This window comes from Acrocarpospora phusangensis (genome assembly GCF_016862995.1).
Classification (GTDB): Bacteria; Actinomycetota; Actinomycetes; order Streptosporangiales; family Streptosporangiaceae; genus Acrocarpospora; species Acrocarpospora phusangensis.
Genome location: NZ_BOOA01000002.1, coordinates 84669 through 101912 on the forward strand (window position 1 = coordinate 84669; position 17244 = coordinate 101912).

At 69.3% G+C, this 17244-nt stretch carries 17 protein-coding genes; 13 read left to right on the plus strand and 4 right to left on the minus strand.

The annotated features are described in order from the left end of the window. Positions 1 to 47: 47 nt before the first annotated feature. Entirely contained in the window at positions 48 to 1847 is a 1800-nt protein-coding gene (locus Aph01nite_RS01490) for an aldehyde ferredoxin oxidoreductase family protein (protein WP_204038861.1), read from the minus strand. A 21-nt stretch (positions 1848 to 1868) separates the two neighbouring features. Next, a complete protein-coding gene (locus Aph01nite_RS01495) occupies positions 1869 to 2717 on the minus strand; it encodes an NTP transferase domain-containing protein (protein ID WP_204038862.1) in 849 nt (282 codons plus the stop codon). 144 nt (positions 2718 to 2861) lie between these two features. Here Aph01nite_RS01495 and Aph01nite_RS01500 point away from each other — a divergent pair, with 144 nt between their 5' ends. The 9 genes from Aph01nite_RS01500 to Aph01nite_RS01540 all read left to right on the plus strand — a co-directional run bounded on the left by Aph01nite_RS01500 (position 2862) and on the right by Aph01nite_RS01540 (position 9921). Beyond that, positions 2862 to 3686, plus strand: a complete 825-nt coding sequence (locus tag Aph01nite_RS01500) for a biotin--[acetyl-CoA-carboxylase] ligase (RefSeq protein WP_204038863.1) — start codon at positions 2862 to 2864, stop codon at positions 3684 to 3686. A 43-nt stretch (positions 3687 to 3729) separates the two neighbouring features. Further along, positions 3730 to 4242, plus strand: coding sequence for a PH domain-containing protein (locus tag Aph01nite_RS01505; protein ID WP_204038864.1), 513 nt, complete (start codon positions 3730 to 3732; stop codon positions 4240 to 4242). After that, entirely contained in the window at positions 4239 to 5213 is a 975-nt protein-coding gene (locus Aph01nite_RS01510; RefSeq protein WP_204038865.1) for an adenylate/guanylate cyclase domain-containing protein, read from the plus strand. Before Aph01nite_RS01505 ends, Aph01nite_RS01510 begins: the two co-directional genes overlap by 4 nt. Positions 5214 to 5270: 57 nt before the next feature. Continuing rightward, positions 5271 to 6356, plus strand: a complete 1086-nt coding sequence (locus tag Aph01nite_RS01515; protein ID WP_204038866.1) for an S-(hydroxymethyl)mycothiol dehydrogenase — start codon at positions 5271 to 5273, stop codon at positions 6354 to 6356. Continuing rightward, positions 6353 to 6976, plus strand: coding sequence for an MBL fold metallo-hydrolase (locus tag Aph01nite_RS01520; protein ID WP_204038867.1), 624 nt, complete (start codon positions 6353 to 6355; stop codon positions 6974 to 6976). The genes Aph01nite_RS01515 and Aph01nite_RS01520 overlap by 4 nt, the downstream gene beginning before the upstream one ends. Before the next feature lie 99 nt (positions 6977 to 7075). After that, positions 7076 to 7255, plus strand: a complete 180-nt coding sequence (locus tag Aph01nite_RS01525) for a (2Fe-2S)-binding protein (protein WP_155339462.1) — start codon at positions 7076 to 7078, stop codon at positions 7253 to 7255. Between the two features lie 16 nt (positions 7256 to 7271). Continuing rightward, positions 7272 to 7754: a bacterioferritin gene (gene bfr, locus Aph01nite_RS01530; protein WP_204038868.1), complete on the plus strand. Its 483-nt coding sequence runs from the start codon at positions 7272 to 7274 to the stop codon at positions 7752 to 7754. 220 nt (positions 7755 to 7974) lie between these two features. Continuing rightward, positions 7975 to 8643 carry a response regulator transcription factor gene (locus Aph01nite_RS01535; RefSeq protein ID WP_030451323.1) on the plus strand — a complete coding sequence of 223 codons (669 nt, stop codon included), beginning with the start codon at positions 7975 to 7977 and terminating at the stop codon, positions 8641 to 8643. A gap of 30 nt (positions 8644 to 8673) precedes the next feature. After that, a complete protein-coding gene (locus Aph01nite_RS01540) occupies positions 8674 to 9921 on the plus strand; it encodes an ATP-binding protein (RefSeq protein WP_239161311.1) in 1248 nt (415 codons plus the stop codon). Here Aph01nite_RS01540 and Aph01nite_RS01545 read toward each other — a convergent pair. Continuing rightward, positions 9894 to 10376, minus strand: a complete 483-nt coding sequence (locus Aph01nite_RS01545; protein ID WP_204038870.1) for a GtrA family protein — start codon at positions 10374 to 10376, stop codon at positions 9894 to 9896. The two genes, Aph01nite_RS01540 and Aph01nite_RS01545, sit on opposite strands and share 28 nt — an antisense overlap. Positions 10377 to 10665: 289 nt before the next feature. On the opposite strand from Aph01nite_RS01545, the gene Aph01nite_RS01550 reads away from it, so the two are divergent. Genes Aph01nite_RS01550 through purE form a run of 3 tightly spaced genes read left to right on the plus strand, consistent with a single transcriptional unit; the run spans position 10666 to position 13257 of the window. Further along, entirely contained in the window at positions 10666 to 11562 is an 897-nt protein-coding gene (locus Aph01nite_RS01550) for a hypothetical protein (RefSeq protein ID WP_204038871.1), read from the plus strand. 11 nt (positions 11563 to 11573) lie between these two features. Further along, positions 11574 to 12728: a 5-(carboxyamino)imidazole ribonucleotide synthase gene (locus tag Aph01nite_RS01555; protein ID WP_204038872.1), complete on the plus strand. Its 1155-nt coding sequence runs from the start codon at positions 11574 to 11576 to the stop codon at positions 12726 to 12728. A gap of 1 nt (position 12729) precedes the next feature. Next, the gene (gene purE, locus Aph01nite_RS01560; RefSeq protein ID WP_204038873.1) at positions 12730 to 13257 is read left to right on the plus strand and encodes a 5-(carboxyamino)imidazole ribonucleotide mutase; all 528 of its coding nucleotides are present in this window, start codon (positions 12730 to 12732) and stop codon (positions 13255 to 13257) included. 259 nt (positions 13258 to 13516) lie between these two features. Here the strand turns inward: purE and Aph01nite_RS01565 are convergent, their stop codons facing one another. After that, positions 13517 to 14824 (minus strand): UDP-glucose dehydrogenase family protein, encoded by a 1308-nt coding sequence (locus Aph01nite_RS01565; protein ID WP_204038983.1) that lies wholly within the window; start codon positions 14822 to 14824, stop codon positions 13517 to 13519. Between the two features lie 192 nt (positions 14825 to 15016). On the opposite strand from Aph01nite_RS01565, the gene Aph01nite_RS01570 reads away from it, so the two are divergent. Further along, the gene (locus Aph01nite_RS01570) at positions 15017 to 16180 is read left to right on the plus strand and encodes an acyl-CoA dehydrogenase family protein (protein ID WP_204038874.1); all 1164 of its coding nucleotides are present in this window, start codon (positions 15017 to 15019) and stop codon (positions 16178 to 16180) included. Positions 16181 to 17244 lie beyond the last annotated feature (1064 nt).

Sequence of the window (17244 nt, forward strand, 5' to 3'; positions counted from 1 at the left end):
CGGCCTATGCCCGACGACCCGCCCCGCTACACACGACCATGCGCTGATCACGCGTCGAGCAGCAGGTCATCCAGATCGGCCGTGACCCGCCCCTCCTCGTCCAGGCCGCGCGCCGCGTAGTACCCGGCGATCATGGACCGCAGCCGGTCCGCGCCCAGCGCCGCACGACGGCCGGAGCTGAGTTCCAGGGGCGTCTCCAGCATCCGGGCCGGCAGTGTGTCGTCGGCCGCGGTGGCTCCCTCGCGCATGTTGAAGGCGCGCTTGGCCCGGACGATCCGCCGCGCGGTCTCCCGCAGCTCGGTCGCGTCCAGTTGCCATCCGGTGACCAGCGCGAGCAGCCTGGCCCACTCCGTGAAGGGGTCCTCGAAGACGCCGCGCAGGAACTTGCAGAGGATCATCGAGTCCATGACCGCGGCGCGGTCCTCGGTCTCGACCGCGGCGGCGACGTGGGCGGAGCCACCTGCCAGCCGGTCGAGCTCGCCCGACAGGTCGGCCTCGTACGCGCCGGACCGGTTGTGGTCGGCCCCCCTGGCGTTCACCGCGAGCCCGAGTGCCATCGTCTGCAGGCTGCGCGGCTCGTAACCGGGCAGCTCCAGCCCCTTGACCTGCGGCGCGAAGTCGATCGAACCGTGCCCGACCACCCCGGCGGCGCGGCGCGAGCCCTGCGCGAGCAGTTCCCCGAGGCCGGGCGACCGCTTGCCGATCGCGTCCAGCGCGCGCAGCAGCGCCGAGCCGTCGCCGAACCGCAGCCACGGCTCGTCGAGCAGGCCACGTTCGACGCACTCCATGGCCCACGCGATCGTGCCGCCCGCCGAGATGGTGTCGATGCCCAGTTCGTCGCAGCGCGCGCTGGCGGCGAACACCTCGTCGGGGTCGGACACGCCGCAGAGCGGGCCGAGCGCGAAGACGTTCTCGTACTCCATCCGCTGGCTGCCGCCGCCCTTGCGCGAGTAGATGTGCTCGCAGCCGATGGAGCACGACGCGCAGCTGTTGCGCGCCACTCCGCGCAGCTCGTGCAGTTCCTCGGCGGCCAGCTGGGGCGCGCCTTCGAAGGTCGCCGCGGTGAAGTTGCGGGTGGGCAGGGTGCTGACGGCGTTGAACGCCAGGAGGTTGGCCAGCGTGCCCAGCTCCCGGTATTTCGCGGTGGCCGGGCCGAAACTGCGCCGGCGCAGGTCGCGGGCGGCGGCGAGGACTCCGGGCTGGTCCGCGACCGACACCTTGGTCGCTGCTCTGACCAGCACGGCCTTGATGTTCTTCGCGCCCATCGTCGCGCCCAGGCCGCCCCGGCCGGCGTGACGGCCGTCGTGGCTGATGGTCGCGTATCTGACCAGGCGCTCGCCCGCCGGGCCGATGGCCGCGGTGCGCCAGTGGCGGCCGAACCGCGCCCGCGCCGCGGACTCCGCCTCGGCCGCGGTCAGCCCGGCGAGCTCGGGAGCCGGTTCGAGACGCACCCTGTCGCCGTCGATCAGCAGCACTGAGAGCTCGTCGGCGCGGCCGCGGATCACGAGCGCGTCATGCCCGGTCAGCTTGCCCGCGATGGCGAACTGGCTGGACGCGAGGGCGTCGGTCAGCAGCCCGGTCAACGGCGACTTGGCCACGACCGCGAACTTCGCGCTGGTCGTCAGCGGGGTGCCGACCAGCGAGGAGAAGACGAAGGCCAGCGGCGCCTCGGGCGCGAGGGGATCGACCCCGGCGGGCGCCAGCCGGTGCAGCAGCCACGTGCCGAGGCCCACCCCGCCCAGGTAGGACCGCAGCACCCGCTCGTCCAGCTCGTACGGAGCGCAGCTCGCCTCCCTGCCGGCGACGTCCACGAGCAAGGCCCGTCCGAAGAATCCACCAGGCGCCATGTCCCGACTCTACGACCGGCCTCAGCCGCCGGCGTCCGCGGACAGGAAGGCGACGGTGTCTCCCGCCACCAGGGGCAGCCACTCGTCCCGGGTGACCTGATCGCCGTTGAGCGCGGCCACCACGTGGCGGTTCAGGGTGAGCCCGACCGCGGCGGCGGCGGCTCCGAGGGTGGCGGCCCGGACCTCGCGCGGCCGATGGCCGCCGTTCCTCGCCAGCGCGCCGAAGCACTCCACCGTGATCTCCGGCGGCAGCCGGTCGCGGGCCGCCGCGTAGTCGTCCGGGGAGTTGACGTTCACCACGGATTCCAGCGTCGGGTCGCGCCGTGCGAGCTCGGTGTCGGCCAGCAGGTCCTCGTCGGTGAGCTGGGCCACCTCGCAGTGCTTGAAGAGCATGCCGGGCCGGAGGTCGCCCGCGGCCAGGAGATCCTTGATCAGTCCCGCCAGCGCGGTTCGGTAACCGGCGGCCAGCGGCTGCCGGAAGCCTCGGGCCACCGGGAGCGCGACGTCCGTCCCGGCGGGCAGGGCACGCAGGACGCGGCGGACGAAGGCCGGGTGGAGGAACGGCATGTCGGTGGAGCACACGAACGCCGTCTCGGCCCGGTCGGCCACCGCCGCGAGCCCCACGGCCAGCCCCTGCATGGGCCCCAGCCCTTCCACCGGATCCCCGACCACCGACACGTTCGGGGGAAGCGGCGGGAGCTCCTGCCCGGGCGCGGCCACCACGATGACCGGACCGTCGACCGTCCTGGCGAGGACCGCGGCGGCTCGGTACAGCAACGTCGAACCGTGCCACTCCAGCCAGGCTTTGGGCCGCCCCATCCGCGTGGAGCGCCCGCCCGCGAGCACAAGGCCCGCAGCTGCAGTCTGCATGCCCGCATGCTAGACCGTACGGCGCGCCGTCCCAGTGGCCGATGTGAGTCACTGATTGTAACTATCTAATCTCTATGAGTAGTTATTCCAGGTCATTGGGGTAATCGGGTTACAGAGTGTCGCTCGGGAGGGGAAAATGGGCGAGTGCCAGACTCACCGTTCCTGGATCTTGAGCGTCCGCCGTTGTCGCAGGCAGCGCTGGAGAGCGCGCTCGTCCGCCCCGGCTCGCTCTGGTCGGCCGTCAAGGTCGTCGAGCGCACCGGTTCCACCAATGCCGACCTTGCGCAGGCCGCCAGGGAGGGCCTCCGGGAGGGAGCCGTCCTGGCGGCCGAATCCCAGTTCGCCGGCCGGGGGAGGCTCGGCAGGATCTGGACCGCGCCGCCCCGGTCCGGGCTGACGTTCTCGGTGCTGCTCCGCCCGGACGTGCCGATGGCCAGGCTGGGCTGGCTGCCGCTGCTGTTCGGCCTGGCCGCCGCCACCGCCGTGGCCGCCCACACCGGCGTGGACGTACGGCTCAAGTGGCCCAACGACCTGCTGATCGGGGAGCGCAAGCTGGCCGGCGTGCTGGCCGAGCGCGTGGACCGGGCCGTCGTGGTGGGTATGGGCCTCAACGTGACCATGAGGCAGGAGGAGCTGCCGGTGGAGCGGGCGACCTCGCTGCTGCTGGCCGAGGCCTCCTCCGTCGACCGGGGCGCGCTGCTGCTGGCCGTCCTGCGGGAGCTGGAGACGCGGTACCGGACGTGGGTGGCCGCCGACGGGGACGTGGAGTCGACCGGGCTGCGGCAGGCGTACTTGGCGGGAAGCGCGACGGTGGGGCAGGAGGTGCGGGTGGAGCTGCCGGGCGAGCGGGTGCTGGTCGGGCTGGCCACCGGCATCGACAAGGCCGGCTACCTGATGGTGCGCTCCGAGGGCACCGACCATCTGCTGAGCGTGGGGGATGTGGTCCATGTCCGGCCAGCCAATCCGTGACGAAACAACACATGGGTCCGCTGGTCGTGCCACGATTCGCTCCATGGGTCTGCCCGATCACCACCTCACGCAGGGCGAGCGAGTCGTGCACTCGTTCCACCCGCACTGGAAGCGCCTCGTCGTGCCCTTCCTCGCGCTCGTCTTGGTCGTCGCCGCGTCCAGCGCCGCGATCTACTTCATCCCCGGCGATTTCGAGTACGTCTCGCTGGCCAGGATCACCGTCGCCGTGGTCGCCGTCGTCGCGCTCACGCTGCTGTCCTTCGTGCCGTACCTGCGGTGGAAGACCACGTCGTACACGCTGACCACGCACCGGTTCAACATCAGCACCGGCATCCTCAACAAGTCGGACGACGACATCCCGCTCACCAAGGTCAACTCGGTCAGCTCCGACCAGACCCTGATGGAGCGCCTGTTCGGCTGCGGCACCCTGAAGGTCGAGTCGGCCTCGGACCGCGGCGAGATCCTCTACCGGGACATCCCCCAGATCCAGACGGTGCGCACCGAGCTGTTCCGGCTGGTGGAGGACGCCTCCGACGGGAACATCGACGGCAAGTGACGACGGAACCGGCGGGCCGGCCGACCTCAGCGGACATCCAGCGGCTGTTCGTCGGCCAGGCGCGCTACACCCGCCGGGAGGTCGCCGCGTCCGCCGGGATTCCGCAGGACCTGTCCGAACGCATCTGGCGGGCGCTCGGCTTCGCCACCCTCGCCGACGACGCCGTCTTCTTCACCGACGCCGACCTGGCGGCGCTGCGCCGGATCCGGGTGATCCTGGACGCCGGCCTGCTGGACGAGGTCACCCTGATCCGGATGACCCGGGCGCTCGGCCGGACCACCGCGCGGCTGGCCCAGTGGCAGGCCGAGATCATGATCGGCGCCCTGCTGGACCCGGGCGCCACCCCGACGGACGCCGACCTGGCGCGGGTCATGGGGGCGGCGGAGCTGCTGCTGCCCGACTTCGAGCACACCCTGGTGCACGTCTGGCGGGCCCAGCTGGCCGCCTCCGCCAGCCGCCAGCTGGCGCTCACCGAGGTCGGCGAGAACCGGGCGACCCTGGCCGTCGGCTTCGCCGACCTGGTCTCCTTCACCCGGGTCTCCCGCGAGCTGGACGAGCCGGCCCTGGCCGACCTGGTCGAGGGCTTCGAGGCCCGCGCCTCCGACGTGATCGCCCAGCACGGCGGGCGCCTGGTCAAGACCCTGGGCGACGAGGTCCTGTTCACCGCCGCCGAGCCGGAGACCGCCGCCCGGATGACCCTCGACCTCGTGGACGCGCTCGGCCGGGGCGACCCGGGCGTGCGCATCGGCCTGGCGTACGGGCCGGTGCTGCCGGTGATGGGCGACGTGTTCGGCACGACCGTCAACCTGGCCGCCCGGCTCACCGCGATCGCCCGCGCGGGCAGCGTGGTCGCCGACGCCGCCCTGGCCGGGAGCGTCACCGGCCTGCCGGGCATCGACGTGCTCAAGATCAGCCGTCGGCCGGCCCGGGGGCTCGGGGTGATCCAGCCGTACGTGCTGCGGCGCGCCTGATCGGCTTGACGGGGAGGCCGCTCATGGAAATCCTGATCAAACACACGGAGGTGCGGAATGTCGTATGAAGTGCAGGGCGTGATCGCCAAGGGCAAGGGTGCGCCGGTCACCCTGGAGACCGTGCTGGTCCCGGACCCGGGCCCCGGCGAGGCGGTCGTCACGGTCCAGGCCTGCGGGGTCTGCCACACCGACCTGCACTACCGCGAGGGCGGGATCAACGACGACTTCCCGTTCCTGCTCGGCCACGAGGCCGCCGGCGTGGTCGAGGCCGTCGGCGACGGCGTGACCGACCTGGCGCCGGGCGACTACGTGATCCTCAACTGGCGCGCGGTCTGCGGCAACTGCCGGGCCTGCCTGCGCGGCCGCCCCTGGTACTGCTTCGCCACCCACAACGCCAAGCAGAAGATGACCCTGGCCGACGGAACCGTGCTCAGCCCCGCGCTCGGCATCGGCGCCTTCATCGAGAAGACGCTGGTCGCGGCCGGTCAGTGCACCAAGGTCGACCCGCGGGCGAAGCCGGCCGTGGCCGGTCTGCTCGGCTGCGGCGTGATGGCCGGCCTGGGCGCCGCGATCAACACCGGCGGGGTCTCCCGGGGCGACTCGGTGGCCGTCATCGGCTGCGGCGGCGTGGGCAACGCGGCCATCCTCGGCTCCCAGCTGGCCGGCGCGGGCACGATCATCGCCGTGGACGTGGACGGGCGCAAGCTCGACTGGGCCCGCGACTTCGGCGCCACCCACACCGTGAACTCCCGCGAGACCGACCCCGTGGAGGCCATCCGCGAGCTCACCGGCGGCCACGGCGCCGACGTCGTGATCGAGGCGGTGGGCCGGCCGGAGACGTACGAGCAGGCCTTCTACGCCCGCGACCTGGCCGGGACCGTCGTGCTGGTCGGCGTGCCCACCCCCGACATGCGCCTGGACCTGCCGCTCCTGGACGTCTTCGGCCGCGGCGGCTCCCTCAAGTCCTCCTGGTACGGCGACTGCCTGCCCAGCCGCGACTTCCCCATGCTGATCGACCTCTACCTGCAGGGCCGCCTCAACCTGGACGGCTTCGTGTCCGAGACCATCGGCCTGGGCGACGTCGAGGAGGCCTTCGCCAAGATGCACCGCGGCGAGGTCCTGCGCTCGGCGGTGGTGCTGTGAGCGTCACCCGCCTGGTCACCTCCGGCACGTTCGCGCTGGACGGCGGGACCTGGGAGGTGGACAACAACGTCTGGCTGGTCGGCTCGGACGAGGAAGTCGTGATCGTCGACGCGGCCCACGACGCCGCGGCGATCCTCTCGGCCGTGGCCGGCCGCCGGGTCGCCGCGATCGTCTGCACGCACGCGCACAACGACCACATCAACGCCGCCGCCGAGGTCGCCGCCGCCACCAGTGCGCCCATCCTGCTCCACCCCGCCGACCAGGTCCTCTGGGAGATGCAGTACGGGCCGGAGGTTCCGTACCTGCCGTTGAAGGACGGGCAGGTGATCGACGCGGGGGAGGTGGCGCTCACCGTGCTGCACACGCCCGGCCACGCGCCGGGCGCGGTCTGCCTCTACGCGCCGGAGCTGGGCGTGGTCTTCACCGGGGACACCCTGTTCCAGGGCGGCCCCGGGGCCACCGGCCGGTCCCACTCCTCGTTCGAGACCATCATCGAGTCGATCGAGGACCGGCTGCTCACGCTGCCGCCCGAGACGGTCGTGCACACCGGCCACGGGGACTCCACCACGATCGGGGCGGAGGCGCCGCACCTGGCGGAGTGGCTGGCCAGAGGGCACTAACGGGATTCGGTGAGCTGTGGTGAGCCTCACATAGGCAAGCCTTACCAAAGTGGGTTACCTTAGGTGTGCCTAACCTACTTTGAAAGGGCTCTCCCCCGTATGTACGTCTGCATTTGCCGCGCCGTGACCGATTCGGAGGTTCACGCGTGCATCGCCGCGGGAGCCACCAGCGCCCGGCAAGTGCGCGACACCACGGGCGCCGGGGGCGACTGCGGCTCATGTGTCCGGAAGATCTGTGCGATCCTGAAACGGTCAGAAGACCTGATCACCACCGCATAGATGCAAGGGGCCCGTCATGCAGGGCGACAGAGAGATCATCGCGCTCCTCAACGAGCAGCTGACCTCGGAGCTCACCGCCATCAACCAGTACTTCCTGCACGCCAAGATGCAGGAGAACTGGGGTTACACCAAGCTGGCGAGCTTCACCCGGGCCGAGTCCATCGACGAGATGAAGCACGCGGAGAAGCTCACCGACCGCATCCTCTTCCTGGACGGTCTGCCCAACTACCAGAAGCTGTTCACCCTGCACATCGGCCAGACCGTGCGCGAACAGCTCCAGGCGGACCTGGACCTGGAACTGGGCGTGGTGCAGCGGCTGCGTCCGGGGATCGCGCTCATGCGCGAGCGCGGGGACATCGTCTCCGCCCTGCTCTTCGAGGAGATCCTCGCGGACGAGGAGCACCACATCGACTATCTGGAGACCGAGCTCCAGCTGATGGACAGCCTCGGCGAGCAGCTGTACCTCCAGCGGTACGCGGAGCCGCCGTCGGCCTCATGATCGGCCGATGACACGCCCGTCGGGATCTCCCGGCGGGCTTCTCTCTTTATCGCCCTCATCCCAGGGGAGTTTTCCTGTCACGCTACCCCCGCAGGGCGCACGAACTACTGCGATAAACCGAGCTTTAGGAGTGTTTGCCCAGGTCAATTGATAAGTCAACGACGAGTCAAACCGCGCGCTGCTGCCGGGAAACGATCGCTTAAGGTCCTACGATCGCTCCATGACCTGCGTACTTCTCGCCGAGGATGACACCTCGATCTCCGAGCCGCTTGCGCGCGCCCTGCGCCGGGAGGGCTATCAGGTGGAGGTGAGTCCGGACGGCCCGCAGGCCCTGGAAAGGGCTCTTTCGGGGGGCGTCGACCTCATCGTGCTAGACCTTGGCCTGCCAGAGATGGACGGGCTCGAGGTCGCTCGCCGCATCAGGGCCGAAGGCCACGGCACACCCGTTCTGATTCTGACCGCCCGTGTCGACGAGGTCGACACCGTGGTCGGCCTCGACGCCGGGGCCGACGACTACGTAACCAAACCCTTCCGGCTGGCCGAGCTGCTGGCCCGGGTCCGGGCGCTGCTCCGGCGTGGCACGTCGGAGACGCCCGTGGTCCAGGGCGTACGGATCGACGCCGACTCGCGCCGCGCCTGGATGGGAGACAAGGAACTGCATCTGACCACCAAGGAGTTCGACCTGCTTCGCGTGCTCGTCCGGGACGCCGGCAAGGTCGTCACCCGCGAACAGATCATGCGGGAAGTGTGGGACACCAACTGGTGGGGTTCCACCAAGACCCTGGACATGCACATCTCGTGGCTGCGGCGCAAGCTCGGTGACGACGCCGCAAAGCCTCGATACATCACCACCGTGCGAGGAGTCGGCTTCCGCTTCGAACGCGAGTAAGGGGCCATGCGGAGACGTTTGCTCTCCTCGATGCTGTTGGTTGCGGTCATCGCGGTTCTGCTGCTCGGTGTGCCCCTGGGCGTGGTCGTCGTACGGCTCATCAACGACGAGGCCGCCCAGGAGCTCAACGCCGAAGCGACCCGCGTGCTGATCAGCGTGGAGTACGCGATCAGCCAGGAGCAGCCCGTCGACCCCAAGCAGCTGGCGAGCAACTACCCCAATCGATATATCCAGGTCGCGTTCCGGGGCATCGCGCCCATCGCCGTGGGCACCCAACCACCGGCGAACCGTTCCCTCACCGAGGACGCGCGCTCCGAGAACGGCGTGGTGCGGGTCAGCAGGGACACCGCCCAGATCGACCACGAGATAAGAGCACGGCTGCTGCTCACCATCGCCCTTGCGCTCGCCGCGCTCGGCGTGGCCATCGGCCTGGCCGTGGTCACCTCCCGCCGCCTCTCCCTGCCGCTCCTGGATTTGGCGAAGATCGCGGAGCGGCTGGGGTCCGGCGACGCCCGGCCGAGCAAACACCGCTACGGCATCCCCGAACTGGACCGCGTCGCCGAGGTGCTGGACCGCAGCGCCATCCGCATCTCCGAACTGCTCGGCCGCGAGCGCGAGTTCGCCACCGACGCCTCCCACCAGTTGCGTACCCCGCTCACCGGCCTCACCATGCGCCTTGAGGAGATCGTCGCCGCGGCCGGGGAGCCCGCCATCGTGCAGGAGGAGGGCGAGGCCGCCATCCTCCAGGCTGAACGCCTCACCGCCGTCATCGACGAGCTGCTGGCCGCCGCCCGGCGGCAGCGTCAGGCCCAGGCCGAGCCCATCGACGTGGACGAAGTCCTGATCCAGCAGATCAGCGAGTGGGAGCCGGCGTTCCGGCGCTCGCAGCGCCGGATCGAGCTGCTCGGCACCCGCGGGCTGCTCGCGCTCGCCACGACCGGCGGCCTCAGCCAGGTGGTGGCGACGCTGCTGGACAACTCGCTCCAGCACGGCGGCGGCCCGGTCCGGATCACCACCACCAGCTCGGAGAAGTCCATCGTCATCGAGGTGGCCGACCAGGGGCCAGGGGTGCCGGAGAAGATCCGCAACCGGGTGTTCGAGCGGAACGTCACCGGCGGGCGGGGGACCGGGCTGGGCCTGACGCTCGCCCGGTCACTCGTGGTGTCCGACGGGGGAAGGCTCGAACTGGTCAAACCGCGCCCGGCGACCTTCGCCATCTTCCTCCGCCAGGTGGGGGAGAACGGCCGCCGTCACCGGGTGGTCAGCGGCCCCGCCTGATCGACCGCCTCGGCCGGGAGCGCCGGGGCCAGGAACACCCATCTCTTGTACGACCAGAAGCGGAACAGCGTGCCCAGGCCGGTGCCGATCAGGGTGGCGATGTTGTTGGCGATCAGGCTGTCCAGGCCGAGGGTGTAGCGGCTGAAGCCCAGGCAGAGCAGCTCGATCAGCAGGCCGACCCCGTTGAGGATGAAGAACAGCAGGTATTCCCTGGTCAGGCCGCTCTGCTCGCGGTGGCGGAAAGTCCAGAAGCGGTTCCCGAAGTAGGCGAACGTCGCGGCGATCACGGTCGCGATGCCCTTCGCCGTCAGCGTTCCCTCCGACCCCCACCAGGCCCACAGGATGTTGACCACGCCAAAGTTGATCACGAAGGCCATGGCGCCCACGGTGCCGAACTTCAGCACTTCATGGACGAGTGCGGCGAACCGCTCGTATGCGCGACGGATTAGCTGCACGAGCCGTACGGTCCTTCCTGCTTGGGGGTTCGCCCCAGGCTACCGGCCCTTGCTCGACATACGTGTGCCCATCCACTTCCACAGCCGTTTCTTCCCAGCTCATCGGTGATCTCTCCTCGGCCACCGAAGAACATTTCAATAAATTTCCGACTATAAGGGCAAAAGGCAGCGTTCAGGCACTACGCTCGCGCCGACATTGGGCGTTGGCTGGTGAGGAGACTTCCGGATCATGGGCCTCATGGGTTGGGGCCGCCGTCGCCGAGGGGTCAGTGTCCTCAGTCTGGCCGGGGTGTTGGCCGGCGTGGTGGCGTGCGGGGGGCAGCCGGTGGCGGAGCCCGTCTTCAGCGAGGGCGCGTCCGCCTCGCCGGTGCTGACGGTGGAAGCGGCCGAGGCGGCGCTGGAGATCCTGCCGGAGCTGCGGGAGGCCTGGCGGGAGACGGACTGCGACAAGGTCGAGTCGCTGACGGGGTGGGCCGAGGGCGAACTCGGCGCGACCGTGTGCAAGGCGGTGCGCAACGGGCGGCGCGGCGTCAACCTCCCGAGCTATTCGGACATCGAGGTCTTCCTGCCGGCCGAGGACGAGGACGGCGCCTGGTTCACGGCGCTCGCCCGCAAACCCGACCCGGCCTACTTCGTCTTCGCGTACGAGAGCGGGACCTGGCGGCTGGCGCTGGGCCCGATTCCGCTGCTCGGGAAGGTCCCGGAGCCGGACTCGGTGCCCACCGCCGCGGCCGACATGATCGTCAAAGCCCGGCTCGTCCCGCAGCAGTACCTGACCTACCTCACCGATCCGGCCGGCGTCAGCGGGGTCGCCTTCCCGTCCGGAGACCCGGTGCGTACGGTGCTGGCGGAGCTGCTCCGTACGCCGAGAAGAGTCAGGCCTGACCGGATATCGGTGGACGTCCGGCTGGCCGTGGACTCCGCCAGGGCGCTCCTGCTCGACGACGGCGGCGCGCTCGTCTTCCACGCGATCACCCTCGTCTTCACCCAGAAGCCCGGATCCGGCCGCCGCGCCATCCGCCATCCCCGGTACGCCACCGCCGACGTGCGCGCCTTCACCGGCAAATCCAAGCCGGGCTCCCTCACCGGCAGCGAGATCGTCTTCCTCATCACGAGGGTCAGCGCGGCGGGCAAGATGTCCACCATCGGGCTCCGCCGGGAACTGGCTCACATCACCGCGGGCTAAGCTAGCCCTTTGTGAACAGCGCTAACGTGACCCCCGTCGTCGGCATGGTCGGTGCCGGGCAGCTCGCCCGCATGACCCAGCAGGCCGCCATCGCGCTCGGCATCGAGCTGCGGGTGCTGGCCGATTCGCCCGATGAGAGCGCGGCACGGGTGATCACGCGGACGACGCTGGGCGACTACCGGAACCTGGACGATCTCCGGGCGTTCGCCGACGGATGCGACGCGGTCACGTTCGACCACGAGCACGTGCCCGGCGCGCACATCCGGGACATGGCGGCGGCCGGGATCGTGGTCCACCCCGGGGCGGACGCGCTCATCCACGCGCAGGACAAGGCCGTGATGCGCGCCCGGCTCACGGAGATCGGCGCGCCCTGCCCCGCGTGGCGGCGGGTGGAGTCCCTCTCCGACGTCGAGGAGTTCGCCGAGGAGAACGGGTGGCCGGTCGTCCTGAAGGCCGTTCGCGGGGGCTACGACGGCCGTGGCGTGTGGGTCGCCGACTCCCCGACCGAGGCGGCCCGGGTCCTCGAAAACGGCACTGAGCTGCTCGCTGAGGCTTTCGTCCCGTTTGAACGCGAGCTGGCGGTGCTGGTGGCACGTTCCCCGCACGGCCAGGGCGTCAGCTACCCCGTCGTGGAGACCGTCCAGGAGGACGGCATCTGCGTCGAGGTCATCGCCCCCGCGCCCGACCTGGACGCCGAGGACGCCGCCCAGGCCCAGAAGATCGCCCTCACCATCGCCAGCGAACTCGGCGTCACCGGCCTGCTCGCCGTCGAGATGTTCCAGACCAAGACCGGTCTCCTCGTCAACGAACTCGCCATGCGCCCCCACAACAGCGGCCACTGGACCATCGAGGGCGCCCGCACCTCCCAGTTCGAACAGCACCTGCGCGCCGTCCTCGACCTCCCCCTCGGCTCGCCCGCGATGACCGCCCCCGTCGTCGTCATGGCCAACCTCCTCGGCGGCCCCGACCCGGACATCTTCTCCCGCTACGAACACGTCCTCGCCAACGACCCAGGCATCAAGCTGCACTTCTACGGGAAGGAAGTCCGTCCCGGCCGCAAAATCGGCCACGTCACCGCACTCGGCACCGACCTCGACGAGGTCCGCGCCCGCGCCCGCCACGCCGTGACGTGCCTGCGCGGCCCGTCCGCTCCGAAGGGATCATGACATGACGTACAGCCAGCCCGAGGTCGTCCCGCAGGTCGGGATCGTCATGGGCAGCGACTCCGACTGGCCGGTCATGAAAGCCGCCGCCGAGGCGCTGGCGGAGTTCGGCGTGGCCTTCGAGGCGGATGTGGTGTCCGCGCACCGCATGCCGGAAGAAATGATCGAGTACGGGAAGCACGCGGATTCGCGCGGGTTGAAGGTGATCATCGCGGGGGCTGGGGGAGCGGCGCATCTGCCGGGCATGCTCGCTTCGGTGACGCCTCTCCCGGTGATCGGTGTGCCGGTTCCCCTGAAGTATCTGGACGGAATGGACTCGCTTCTGTCCATCGTGCAGATGCCCGCGGGTGTTCCTGTGGCCACCGTGGCTATCGGTGGCGCTAGAAACGCCGGCCTGCTCGCTGTGCGCATTCTTGCCGCCACCGATCCCGCGCTTCAGGGTCGCATGGTCACTTTCCAGACCGCGTTGCGTGAACAGGCCCACGCCAAGGGCAAGAACCTCCGCGCCGAGGCCGCCACCTTGCATCAGTAGGGGATTTGGTTCCCAAAGGGCTTCGGCAAACTCGCCGAAGCGGGCGGAACTGTGAAGCGAGCGGAGCCTCATGAGGCAGGCGAAGCCCACGGGGGCGGGCGGAGCCCGCAAAAGGGTGGGTGGGTGGGAACAGCCACTGCCAGCGCAAACGCGGAAAGCCTCGGCTGGAACTACCCCAGACAGGGCACGCTCCGCGCACCAGGGCCGACCGGTTGGATTCAAGTGAGTGAACACGCAAGAGTAAAGGGTGGGAGAACCCCTAGGGACGACCGAGAGCGCGGTAGTTCCAGCCCGCCGCCCGCCACGTCTCCGCATCCAACGCATTACGCCCATCAACGATGTTCCGCGTATTCACCACCGCCCCAATAGCCTCCGGATCGAGATCCACGAACTCCTGCCACTCAGTCAGCAGCAGCACCACATCCGCGTCGTTCGCCGCCTCCAGCACCGAATCCGCAGTCCCAAGATCGGGATGCGCCTTCCGTACATTGGTCAAGGCCACCGGGTCGTACACGGTGACCGCCCCACCCTGCTGCCCGATCGTCAGCGCCACATCCAACGCCGGCGAATCCCGAATATCATCAGAATTCGGCTTGAACGCCGCCCCCAGCACCCCCACGATCCTCCGCCGGAACGACCCCCCCACGAGATCACGAGCCAGATCCACCATCCGCGCCCGCCGCCGCATATTGATCGCATCCACCTCACGCAGGAACGTGAGCGCCTGATCCGCCCCCAGTTCCCCCGCCCGCGCCATGAACGCCCGAATGTCCTTGGGCAGACACCCACCCCCGAACCCCAACCCCGGGTTCAGGAACCTCCCCCCGATCCGCTCATCGAACGACAACGCCAGCGAAAGCTGCTTCACATCCGCATGCGCAGCCTCGCACACCTCCGCCATCGCATTGATGAACGAGATCTTGGTGGCCAGAAACGCGTTCGCCGCCGACTTGACCAGCTCCGCGGTCGGAAAATCGGCCACCACCGTCGGCACGTCCCCCAACGGCGCGTACACGTCCCGGAGAATTTTCTCCGCCCGCTCCGACTGCACCCCGAACACCAGCCGATCCGGCTTCAAGGTGTCCTGAACCGCGAACCCCTCCCGCAGGAACTCCGGATTCCACGCGAGCTCCACATGCGACCCCGCCAGATGCGACAGCTTGTCCGCCAGCCGCTGGGCCGTACCGACCGGAACCGTGGACTTCCCCACGATCAGGCACTCTCGCTTCAGCCGCGGCGCCAGCGCCTCGATCACCGCGTCGAGCGCGGACACGTCCGCCGCGTACTCCCCCTTCTTCTGCGGCGTCCCCACACACACGAAGTGCACGTCCCCGAACTCCGCCACTTCGTCATAGGACGTGGTGAACCGCAACCGCCCGTTCGCGAGGTTCCGCCGCAGAACCTCCTCCAGCTCAGGTTCGTGGATGGGCAACTCGCCCCGCTGCAGACTCGCGACCTTCTCCGGCTCGACGTCCAGACCGAGAACCTCGAACCCCAGCTCGGCCATGCACGCGGCGTGCGTGGCCCCCAGATACCCGGTCCCCAACACCGTCAGACGGTACGGCACGGCCACGCTCCCTCCGTTTGCTCATCTTTTGCGTCCCGGAATGTTATCCCAGGTTAGGGCACCTGCCAGTGATCCCCTCGCAACACAGCAATCCACAGGAAGTGCCCTTTAAGGGATGTACCGCTCCACTGATGACAGCTGTGCATACCCACCCCTGGCCCGCCCAATAGTTGGACGTCCTAGAATCTGTCTATGAGTGTGCCTCTCTACTCGCCCAGCGAAGAGCACGAGATGCTGCGCGAGGCCGTCCGCGCCCTCGCCGACGAGAAGATCGCCCCGCGCGCCGCGTCCGCCGACGAAAGCGAGGAGTTCCCCGCCGACGTCTACAAGGACCTCGTCGCGGCCGACTTCCACGCCATCCACATCCCCGAGGAGTACGGCGGCGCCGGTGCCGACGCCCTGGCCACCGTCATCGTCATCGAGGAGATCGCCCGCGCCTGCGCGTCCTCCTCCTTGATCCCCGCCGTCAACAAACTCGGCACCGTCCCCCTCCTGCTCTCCGCGTCAGAGGACCTCAAGGCCCAGTACCTGGCCCCGGTCGCCCGCGGCGACGGCATGTTCTCCTACGCCCTCTCCGAGGCCGACGCCGGCTCCGACGCCGCCGCCATGAAGACCCGCGCGGTCCAGGACGGCGACCACTACGTCCTCAACGGCACCAAGTCCTGGATCACCAACGCCGGAATCTCCGAGTACTACACGGTGATGGCCGTCACCGACCCCACCGCCGGCCCCCGCGGCATCTCCGCATTCGTCGTCGAGAAGTCCGACCCCGGCGTCACCTTCGGCCCGAAGGAGAAGAAACTCGGCATCAAGGGTTCCCCCACCCGCCAGGTCATCCTCGAAAACGTCCGCATCCCCGCCACCCGGATGATCGGCGCCCCCGGCACCGGCTTCAAAACCGCGCTGGCCACCCTCGACCACACCCGCATCACCATCGCCGCCCAGGCCCTCGGCATCGCCCAAGGCGCCCTCGACTACGCGATCGACTACGTCAAGCAGCGCAAACAGTTCGGCCGCCCCATCGCCGACTTCCAGGGCCTCCAATTCATGATCGCCGACATGGCCATGAAACTCGAAGCCGCCCGCCAGCTCACCTACGCCGCCGCCGCCAAATCCGAACAGGCCATGCACGGCACCCCCGTCAAGGACCTCACCTTCTTCTCCAGTGCCGCCAAATGCGCCGCCAGCGACGCCGCCATGGACATCACCACCGACGCCGTCCAACTCCTCGGCGGCTACGGCTACACCCGCGACTACCCGGTAGAACGCATGATGCGCGACGCCAAAATCACCCAAATCTACGAGGGCACCAACCAGATCCAGCGCATGGTGATGGCCCGCCAACTCCTGAAGTAGCCCCTGACATGCAGAAACCCCGCCATGCGCGGTCTGTGGGCGGGGTTCCTGATGTCCGATTCGGCATCCTAAGCGATCACTGTTCCGTCCCTGTTCCGTGAGAGATTGGCCGCGGCCGGAACAGGCGGTCGTCTATGGCTTGCCGGGCGCGGTCGTGGGAGCCCGGCATCATGTGGGCGTAAACACGGAGAGTGAAGCCCGGATCGGCGTGGCCGAGGTATTCGGCGAGCTCTTTGATGGAGACGGCTCCGGCGAGCATGACGCTCGCGTAGTAGTGGCGGAGCTGGTGAAGACCTTCCTTCCGGGAGGCCAAGCCGCCACTCACGCGGCAGGGGCAGGCCGACGGGGAAGGTGAGGAGAGGTGGAAGCGAGAGAGAGTAAGGGTGAGCCCTTTGGAGGGTGGGGGTGTGCGCCCTGGACGATCCAGCGGGGCGGCCCGCGGGGAGCGGACGCGCCGGGGGATGGGTGCACAGCGCTGCCCAGGTGCCATCTACGGCCAGTACGGAAAGTGCACACGACGATCATTCTTCATCTGTTGATTCGCGCGCTCGCCCGCCGGCGGCTGCGGCCTCTTCGGGCCGGTCCGCCGGCAGCGGCGCGAGCCACGCCGACAAGCGGCGTGGCAATACCCGATGGCGGCAGTCGCCTGGTGTGAGATGGTCTCTTCCCAGCCGTGTGGACGGCCACGACGGGGACGAACCGGAACATGTACACGCGAAGCAGCGTGACCTTCCGTCACCAGCCAGCTGCCCCGCCTCTGATCTGCTGCTGGTCCTTGGAATCGCAACGCTCGGCGCAGATCATCCCGCGCCTCCGGCACAGCAGGCTGAGTGGGGTCAGGCCTCGCCATGCAGGACCTCCAGTGCCTGGAGCACATCGGTAACAACGTGGTCCACCTCGTGCTCGTGGTGGGGCCATGGACCCAGTCGATCTAGATCGTACGCACTCCCCTTGCGCATCCGCCGACGATGTCGGGCGATCCCGAACAAGCTGGGATCTGACTTACGGATGCCCTCGACGCCTGGGAGGTCGTAGGTGTTCACGGCCTCAGCCGACCCGACCCC